At 59.6% G+C, this 7,716-nt stretch carries 7 protein-coding genes and 1 pseudogene; 1 reads left to right on the top strand and 7 read right to left on the bottom strand.

Annotated features, from left to right (window positions below; all coding sequences use genetic code 11):
• Positions 1-472: 472 nt before the first annotated feature.
• Both P0D89_RS38550 and P0D89_RS38545 read right to left on the bottom strand, forming a co-directional pair.
• A complete protein-coding gene (locus P0D89_RS38550) occupies positions 473-625 on the bottom strand; it encodes a hypothetical protein (protein WP_408366631.1) in 153 nt (50 codons plus the stop codon).
• 518 nt (positions 626-1,143) lie between these two features.
• Complete coding sequence (locus P0D89_RS38545; protein WP_408366633.1) at positions 1,144-1,278, bottom strand: DUF3563 family protein; 135 nt, start codon at positions 1,276-1,278, stop codon at positions 1,144-1,146.
• A gap of 318 nt (positions 1,279-1,596) precedes the next feature.
• Here P0D89_RS38545 and P0D89_RS38540 point away from each other — a divergent pair.
• Positions 1,597-2,316 (top strand): annotated as a pseudogene (locus P0D89_RS38540) (IS6 family transposase); the annotation flags it as partial.
• Between the two features lie 177 nt (positions 2,317-2,493).
• Here P0D89_RS38540 and P0D89_RS38535 read toward each other — a convergent pair.
• The 5 genes from P0D89_RS38535 to P0D89_RS38515 are packed head-to-tail and all read right to left on the bottom strand — an operon-like array spanning position 2,494 to position 7,714.
• Positions 2,494-4,035 (bottom strand): amidohydrolase family protein, encoded by a 1,542-nt coding sequence (locus P0D89_RS38535; RefSeq protein WP_408366635.1) that lies wholly within the window; start codon positions 4,033-4,035, stop codon positions 2,494-2,496.
• 29 nt (positions 4,036-4,064) lie between these two features.
• Positions 4,065-4,946 (bottom strand): carbon-nitrogen hydrolase family protein, encoded by an 882-nt coding sequence (locus P0D89_RS38530; RefSeq protein ID WP_408366637.1) that lies wholly within the window; start codon positions 4,944-4,946, stop codon positions 4,065-4,067.
• Complete coding sequence (locus P0D89_RS38525; protein WP_408366639.1) at positions 4,943-5,755, bottom strand: ABC transporter ATP-binding protein; 813 nt, start codon at positions 5,753-5,755, stop codon at positions 4,943-4,945. Before P0D89_RS38525 ends, P0D89_RS38530 begins: the two co-directional genes overlap by 4 nt.
• 1 nt (position 5,756) lies before the next feature.
• Positions 5,757-6,656 carry an ABC transporter permease gene (locus tag P0D89_RS38520; protein WP_408366641.1) on the bottom strand — a complete coding sequence of 300 codons (900 nt, stop codon included), beginning with the start codon at positions 6,654-6,656 and terminating at the stop codon, positions 5,757-5,759.
• A complete protein-coding gene (locus P0D89_RS38515) occupies positions 6,653-7,714 on the bottom strand; it encodes an ABC transporter substrate-binding protein (protein WP_408366643.1) in 1,062 nt (353 codons plus the stop codon). The genes P0D89_RS38520 and P0D89_RS38515 overlap by 4 nt, the downstream gene beginning before the upstream one ends.
• Positions 7,715-7,716 lie beyond the last annotated feature (2 nt).

Here is a 7,716-nt window from a genome sequence, read left to right as displayed (position 1 = left end):
CTTTGTGGGGTTGTGAAACGTGAAGTTTCGCAAGAGATACCTTCCTTTAAGATAGATGACCGCCCCAAGATCGATGACCCGTCGTCTTAAGCTTGACGAAGGAGTGTGACTGCTCGAAACACAAGGAGGCCAGGAGGATTGAGACGTTAGGAGGCGGATTTGAAGAACAGATCAAACATCAAGTGCACGCAGGCTTTCAGCGGTTCGATTGAGTCTTCCGGTTTCATTCGCAACGACTACCTTCACACACGTTCCAGAAGAAGTCCGTCAGCACATCTGCGGACAGATCGTCGCGTACTGAGCCGTGGTTGTGGCGGCGGCGAAGGTGCTTGGCAAAGCCCACACGCCATTCGTCGACTGTCTGGCGCGCGGTCGTCCGGCAAAGCTCGCTCGACTGCGCGATTTGACGTCCCTTTCGGCGTGTCTGATAAATGCGTCGAATTCCATAGCGCCTCCACCACAATTACGTTTTCTATACTCGGACCGAGCCGGCTCGGCTGACGGAATGGAAATCGCCATAACGGCCGGTTGCAATCGTCTCAGCGTCGGACTGGGAAACGGCCTGTGCGAAGGCGACCGACCAACGGCCGCAGTCAGCGTGATAACGGATCAAATAGATGAACATGGCAATCTCCTATTGCATTCACTATCAACGCGCCTTGGCGCCTTTCGTCCGCTGATCCGGGCGGATTGCTCTATTCTGCTCAACCGCCGATGACTTGATCCTGTCTCTCGGATTACATGTTTGTTATCTCGAAGCATTTTGTGCGCGTCGCAGTCATCCGCCGATTTCTTCCCACCCGCGAATGCTGAACCCACTACGACTCTAGACACTCTGTCAGAGAATGGCTCTCACCATACGTAAGCGGCGAGCGCTTTCCCGATCAGAGCAGCATAGGTTTTGCGGAAGGGAGAATCTACTCTACGGTTGGATATGCCGATACCGCGTTAGCGTTGCCTGCTTATACGGACGCATAGCCGCGGTAAGGTGCGCTCCTTTGGCGGATGAAAGATGCCCCACCTGAGCCGCCTGCGAAAAATGACGACGACGCATTGTCCTGAGAAGATTCGTCCTCGCGGCGGGCATGAAGCGGGGCATTGGCGCCGCTATCGCGAATCCCTCGCCACCGGGGCCGGCACGAGCTAACCGTCAAACTCTTTCATCCGACGCTCAAGCTCGGCAATATCCTTCGAAGCTGCGAGGTATTCATCAAGACGGGTCCGGTGGATATTTTCCAGCCGCTGGTCGAGGCGTTCTAATAGGAGGGTCAAAAGCATACGTACACCCGACTCGGTAGAAGGTCATTTAAGGTTTCGCCATTTAACGGAAAGGCTTTACCCTTCTGCGCGCAGAAGGTCTTCTGGCACTAAACGGTATTTCCGAATAGTGGATAGCAATCCGATGGCGTTCGGTTGACGTCAGTATGTGATGCGGGCGACGCTCGTTCAAGCGAATGGATGCATCGAAGCATGCCAAACGTACAGCGTTTCATGCCACCCGGATCGACTGATTTTCTTTGTGTTCATTGGCGGGGTCTGTCGCATTAACGCGGGCGAGGTAAAATTCGAGGCGGACGAAAACGCTCTGGCCACACGATGAAGAAGATCGCGAGACCACGAACGGCCCTTGCTGCAGGCATTGCCAAGGTTTTGAAGCGGCTTCATTATCCGCTGGATGTGATGCTGCTGTGCGTGCGATGGTATGTGGCCTATTCGCTTAGTCTTCGGAATCTCGAGGAGATGATGGCTGAGCGCGCCATCGGCGTCGACCATTCGACCGTGCATCGGTGGGTGATCAAACTGGTACCGTTGTTCGAAAAAACGTTCCGCAAGCACAAACGCCCGGTGGGCAAGAGCTGGCGCATGGATGAAACCTATATCAAGGTCAAAGGCTCGTGGAAGTATCTTTATCGCGCAGTGGACAAGGCCGGCAACACCATCGACTTTCTGTTCAGAGCCAAGCGGGACAAGGCTGCTGCCCGGCGTTTTTTTGAAAAGGCAATTGGTCAGAACGGTTCACCCGAGACGGTGACCATCGACAAAAGCGGTTCCAATCTGGCGGCGCTTCATGCGGTGAACGCCGAGCGCGAGACGCCCATCAAGGTTCGGCAGGTCAAGTATTTGAACAACGTGGTGGAGCAGGACCATCGGGCCATCAAACGTCGCACCAGACCGATGCTCGGGTTCAAGGACTTTGACTGCGCGCGTGTCATTCTGAGCGGCATCGAAGTCATGCACATGATCAAGAAAGGGCAGATGAAATGTTCGGGCAGAACTTCGCTGTCTGCCGCCCAGCAATTTTACTCGTTAGTTTCGCAAGCCATCCTTCGCATATCATCTTTGCTTGATCCGCTTGCCTTACCGCGACAGAACCCTAATACCCAGCAGTTGAACTGAGGCTGTCCCATTTCAACAGACACTCCGATCGACGGACTGATGGCCGCCGAAACTGGCGACATGGTCGTCAGGACATCGGGGGCGTCAGTCTTCGGATCAGGTTCGTGACGAGGGAGCATAGAAGGGCTCGCGGTTGGGCGTCTGGGCAAAATATTCGCTGTAGAACGCCTTCACGTAGGGAAACACCGATGAACCCAATTCACGCTTGGCCTGATCCTGCGAGGCGCGCGGTTTCGCCAGCATCTGCTCGATCTCGCGCAGGATTGCATCACGATCCACGCGCGTGAAGCGACCTTCGTTGTACACAACCTCGCCAGCGATCATCACCGTATCGACGGCATTCGTTTTGGCGCGCTGCATGAGTGCATCAAGTATCGGAATGTTATCGTCCTGATACGGATATGTGGCCGTCTTCCAGTTCATCAGCACGAGATCGGCCAGGCGTCCGGCTTCGAGGCGTCCGATTTGCTCGCCGAACGGCGTGGTGCGAGCGCCATCTTCGGTGGCCATTTTCAGTATCTGCGGGCACGTCGGCACGTCGTCGTCCATTCCCGGCGTCCGGTGTACGCGCAGTGCGAGGCGCATCTCCTGCAACATGTCACGGTCGTCGTTAATACCGGCTTCGTCGAGACCCATACCTACCGTGACGCCATGCCTGGCAAACGCATTCAACGGCGCGACGCCGCTTCGCAAGCGTAGATTCGAACTGCAGTTGTGGCAGATGCAAGTTCCCGTGTGCGCGACCATTTCGATGTCTTCTTCCGTCAGCCACACACCATGGCCGAGGGTCAGTGACGGACCGAGCAGACCGAGATCGTTCAGGTGCGCGACGGCCGTCTTGCCGGTCCGGCGGCGCGCGTATTCCTTCTGATAGGCGGTTTCGAGCAAATGCATGTGCATCGGTACACCGGCTTTATCGGCGCGTTCCTTGATGGCGAGTAGGGTGTCATCGCCGCACCAGTGCAGGTTCGCTGGTGCAAGCTGAATCTTGGTAAGTGATTGTCCTTCGTTATCCTGGACGAGCATGTCGAACAACTGGAGATGCTCGGCCAGAGGAACTTGCTGCGCTTTCAGATGCGCGGCGAGCTTAGGTCCGATGTCGGCCGGCAAGCGTTTGACGAAGTCTTCGTCGGCTTCGTAGACGAGCAGGTTCTGCTCGCGCACGGCGAAGCTGTACGACGCGCGCATACCGATGTCCTGATAGGCCTTCAGAACGCTCGAAGCCGCTTCGTGTATCGCCGACAACGGCCCTGGCCGCCAGCCGTGGATGTGCTGCACGGTAGTAATGCCGGAAGCGATCATTTCGAACGCGGAGTAGAGCGTGTCGAGATAGAGATCAATCTCGCGCGTACCCATCCGGCTTGCAAACCACAGTTCCAGTGCGTGGTCCGGGGAGCCGAGTTGCAGCGGCGTCAGGCCCACGTGATGGTGACTGTTGACGAAGCCTGGCATCAACACCGTATCGGGCGAGCCGAGACGCGGCGCGTTCGGATACTTTGCGACCAGATCCTGCGCATCGCCGATCTCGACGATCACGCCGTCGCGTTGATACAGCGCGCCGTCGCGGATGACCTCAGCGGTGTGCCGGTCGGCCACGCCCTTGACGATCCAGCCAGCCACAATCAATGTTTCGGACATAGTTGCTTTTACCTGAATGGAGGTGAGTTTCAGAACGATGGTGTGTCGTATAGATCGACACGCCGATGGTCGAAGTAAGAGAGCCTTTCGCGGGTCGCCGCGATCTGTGCATGCGCGAGCGTCGCACTGACAATGCCAGGTCCTTCGTTGCCAGGCCGTCGGGTGAGTACAGCGCCGTCGGCGGCAATCACACACGACTCGCCATAGTTGTCGATGCGCACGCCATCGAGGAATTCGTCACCGATCTTGTTCGCGCAAACGACCGCCAGGCCATTTTCCCGTGCGTGCGTGCGCAGCTCCCCGACGAAGAAATCCATATCGTCGCCGCCGCTGCCCGCGACGGGCACGATGACGAGATCCGCGCCGGCCGCACGCAATGCGCGCCAACATTCTGGAAAGCGGCGGTCGTAGCAGACCAGAACGCCGATGCGCCACGCCCCTACCTGCACGACGTGCAGTGCGTCGCCCGGCGTGAAGTGCGCGGCTTCGTCGTAGCCGGGCGGCGGGTCGTCGCCGACTGGCAGGTGAAGCTTGCGCGCAACCGGGCCGGCGCGCAGCGGCTTGCCGTCGGCATCGAAACCGAGCACGGCGTTGTGATACCGGCCACTCGCCTGATCGATTTCGTAGAACGGTACGAACAGGGCGATGCCACGCTCCCTGGCCAGCGCGGCGCAGCGTGCGGCGAGGGGACCGTCGGCGGGCTCAGCCCAGTCACGATATTGCCCGCCCGGCGCGCTCGCGAAATACGGCACCATGGAGAGTTCCGGTAAGACGATCAACTGGGCGCCGTCATCGGCGGCGGCGCGCACGGCGGCGAATGCTGCGGCCTCGTTGCTGGAAAGGTCGGTCGTGCAGGGGGGCAATTGCAGTGCCGCGACCCGAAGTGTGCTCAGGGTTACCGACGGATTCATCGGACCCGCTCCTGCTCAGCGAAGGCGCGATCGACTTCGTCGCGCATCAGGTCGGTCAGGTGGACGCTGAGATCATGGAACGCCCGGCTGCGCGTGTCCCGCGGACGAGGCAGATCGACTGGAATGATGGTCTTGATACGCCCGGGGCGTGCCGTAAACACGACGATGCGATCGGCGAGCGCAATGGCTTCGTCGATGTGGTGAGTGACGAACACCATCGACACGTTGCTTTGCTGCCAGACCTGGATCAGGAAGTCCTGCATCTTCGCACGGGTTTGCACGTCCAGCGCGGCGAACGGCTCGTCGAGCAGCAGTATCTCGGGTTTCAGCGCGAGTGCACGCCCCACTGCTACACGCTGGCGCATGCCGCCCGAGAGTTGGTCGGGCCGTTTGTCGATGGCTTCAGACAAACCGACACGCTTGAGAATTTCCTCTGCGACACGCCGCCGGTTTTGCTTGGGCATGTGCTGCATTTTCAGGCCGAAGGTGATGTTTTCGCCCACGCTCAGCCACGGAAAGAGCGAGGCGTCCTGGAAGACGAGTCCACGGTCCGTGCCCGGCCCGCTCACTTCGGCGCCGCCGCACATGATGCGGCCGCTGGATACCTGTTCCAGTCCTGAGATCAGATAGAGCAGAGTGCTTTTGCCGCACCCGCTCGGGCCGAGGAACACGACGAATTCGCGGCGAGCGATATTCAGGTCGATGTCACGCAAGGCAACGAACGGTGCGCCATCTGTCTGCCAGGTCTTGCCGACGCCCTTGCAGGTGACGAGCGGCGGTTGCACGGAAGCTGATTCATTCTGGCTCATATCATTTCCCCAAGCCGTTACTTGGCACCCAGAACAGTACTTTGCGCTGGACGATTCGCAGCGCAACGTCGAAGGCGAAGCCGGTGACGCCGATCAGCGTCATCGTGAAGAACGACAGGCTCGAATTGAACGTATTGCGCGCGAGCATGACCACCTGGCCGAGCCCACTGCCGACGCCGGTCGCTTCCGCCACCAGCACTACCATCCACGCGCCGAACAGGTTCATGCGCAGCACCATGAAGAGCGACGGCAAAATGGCCGGCAGAATCACATGACGGAACGTCTGCGCGCGCGTCGCGCCCATCACAGCGGCGACGTTAAGGTGGGTGCGGCTGACGTTGTCGATCTGGCTGATCGTCGAGACGGTCATGACAAAAAAGAGCGAAATGAAGACCATGAAGACGGCTGGCGCATTGCCGATTCCGAACAGGAAGATCGCGACCGGCAGCCACGCAATCGGCGAGATGGGCGCTAACAGCGTAATCGTCGGCAAGGTCAGATTGCCGAACAGCCGGAAGTAGCGGATCGCGACGCCCATCGCCACGCTGCAGACGAAACCCAGCACAAGGCCGCTTAGCACCCGCAATGTCGTCGCAACGATGGTCATGGCGAGCGACTTCAGCGCGGTCGCGTTGGAAGTCTCGCCAATGACGTCAGTCGGGATGAAGTACTGCGCTTGCGACGCGAAGTTGCGCAGGAAGATGTGCGGCGGCGGCAGTAGAAGCGGGTCGGCCCAACCTGCGGCCCACGCCAGTTCCCACGCGGCGATGAAGCACGCCAGCGAGGCGACGCCCCAGCCGAGCGGCACCAGTCGCCGGACGAGACCCGCGCGCGGCCGGCCACTCGCCACCGGGCGCACCGCGTGTCGGTGCGCGAGAAGGGTCGTCGGATCGGCTTTCATGCGGATTTCAGCTTGAGCTGGCCATAGACATCGTTGTTTTCCTTGATTACCTCATTGAGCGGACCCCAGTCGAACATGTCAGGGCCAGGAAGTTGTTTGATGTAGCGCAGGTCCTTCAGATTCTGCGCCCGCTGCAGGATGAAATTCTGGTTGCTGCGCTGATCGACCATCGCAGGCTGTTTCGCGGCCGCGTCGAGCGTGGCGTCGTAGCTGGTTTTGAAGTACTTGCCGACGGTGTCCTTGACGGCCGAGGCGCGGTCCAGTTCTTCCTGATGCTGCGCGACCATCATCGCCTTGATCAGCGCCTTCACGGCATCGCGGTTTTCTTTCAGGAGCTTGCTGCGCACCGCGAGAACGCAGTCGGAGTAGTTCGCGCCGTATACATCCACACCGTTCGAAAGCTGCACGGACCCGGGCCTCGCCTTCAATGCCTGCGTCGCGTAAGGCTCGATGTGGCACATTGCATCGACGTTCCCGGCGATGAACGCCTGCGCCAGCTCCGGCGACGTGCCGAAGTAGCGCACCTTGACATCGGCAAAGCTCATGCCGGCCTTCTTCAGGTAATCGTAGGGGAGCATTTCGAGCGTATCGGCCTGGAATGTGCCGATGGTCTTGCCGCGCAGTTGGGCCGCTGACGTGATGCCCGCCTGCGCGACGATCACGCAGCCCTGCACGCCCGAGCCTGCGACGATCTTGATCGGTGCGCCAGCATCGTAGAGCGTCATGAAGTTGGTGTACGGAACGACAGACACATCCACCACGCCCGCGCCGAACAGCGCCGCGATGTCGGCGTTCGACGGGGTCGTCACGAAGTCGAGCGCGACGCCCTGCGCGAGATTGCGTTCCTTGACGAGAAAGAACGGACAATTGCAGAGACCCGTGCCGTGCGTCGCCTTGAGGGTCAGCGGGCCGGCCGCCATCGCCTGCGGAAGATAGGCACCGCCCAACGCCGAGGCGCCGGCCAGACACGCACCGCGCATCAGGAATTCGCGTCGCGTACTGCCGAGTTCGGTCAATGGGTAACCATTCGGGTCTTGCTGAACAAATTTCCTGAACATCG

The sequence above is a fragment of the Paraburkholderia sp. RL18-085-BIA-A genome, from assembly GCF_046027075.1.
In the GTDB taxonomy this organism is placed as follows: Bacteria; Pseudomonadota; Gammaproteobacteria; order Burkholderiales; family Burkholderiaceae; genus Paraburkholderia.
The sequence above is the reverse complement of the archived record's forward strand: the minus strand, read 5'-3'. Positions and strand labels throughout refer to the sequence as shown.

Excerpts from the sequence above, each read along its gene's own strand:
- P0D89_RS38535 (WP_408366635.1), bottom strand. The coding sequence starts at position 4,035 with ATGTCCGAAACATTGATTGTGGCTGGCTGGATCGTCAAGGGCGTGGCC.
- P0D89_RS38525 (WP_408366639.1), bottom strand. The coding sequence starts at position 5,755 with ATGAGCCAGAATGAATCAGCTTCCGTGCAACCGCCGCTCGTCACCTGC.
- P0D89_RS38550 (WP_408366631.1), bottom strand. The coding sequence starts at position 625 with ATGTTCATCTATTTGATCCGTTATCACGCTGACTGCGGCCGTTGGTCG.
- P0D89_RS38515 (WP_408366643.1), bottom strand. The coding sequence starts at position 7,714 with ATGTTCAGGAAATTTGTTCAGCAAGACCCGAATGGTTACCCATTGACC.
- P0D89_RS38530 (WP_408366637.1), bottom strand. The coding sequence starts at position 4,946 with ATGAATCCGTCGGTAACCCTGAGCACACTTCGGGTCGCGGCACTGCAA.
- P0D89_RS38545 (WP_408366633.1), bottom strand. The coding sequence starts at position 1,278 with ATGCTTTTGACCCTCCTATTAGAACGCCTCGACCAGCGGCTGGAAAAT.
- P0D89_RS38520 (WP_408366641.1), bottom strand. The coding sequence starts at position 6,656 with ATGAAAGCCGATCCGACGACCCTTCTCGCGCACCGACACGCGGTGCGC.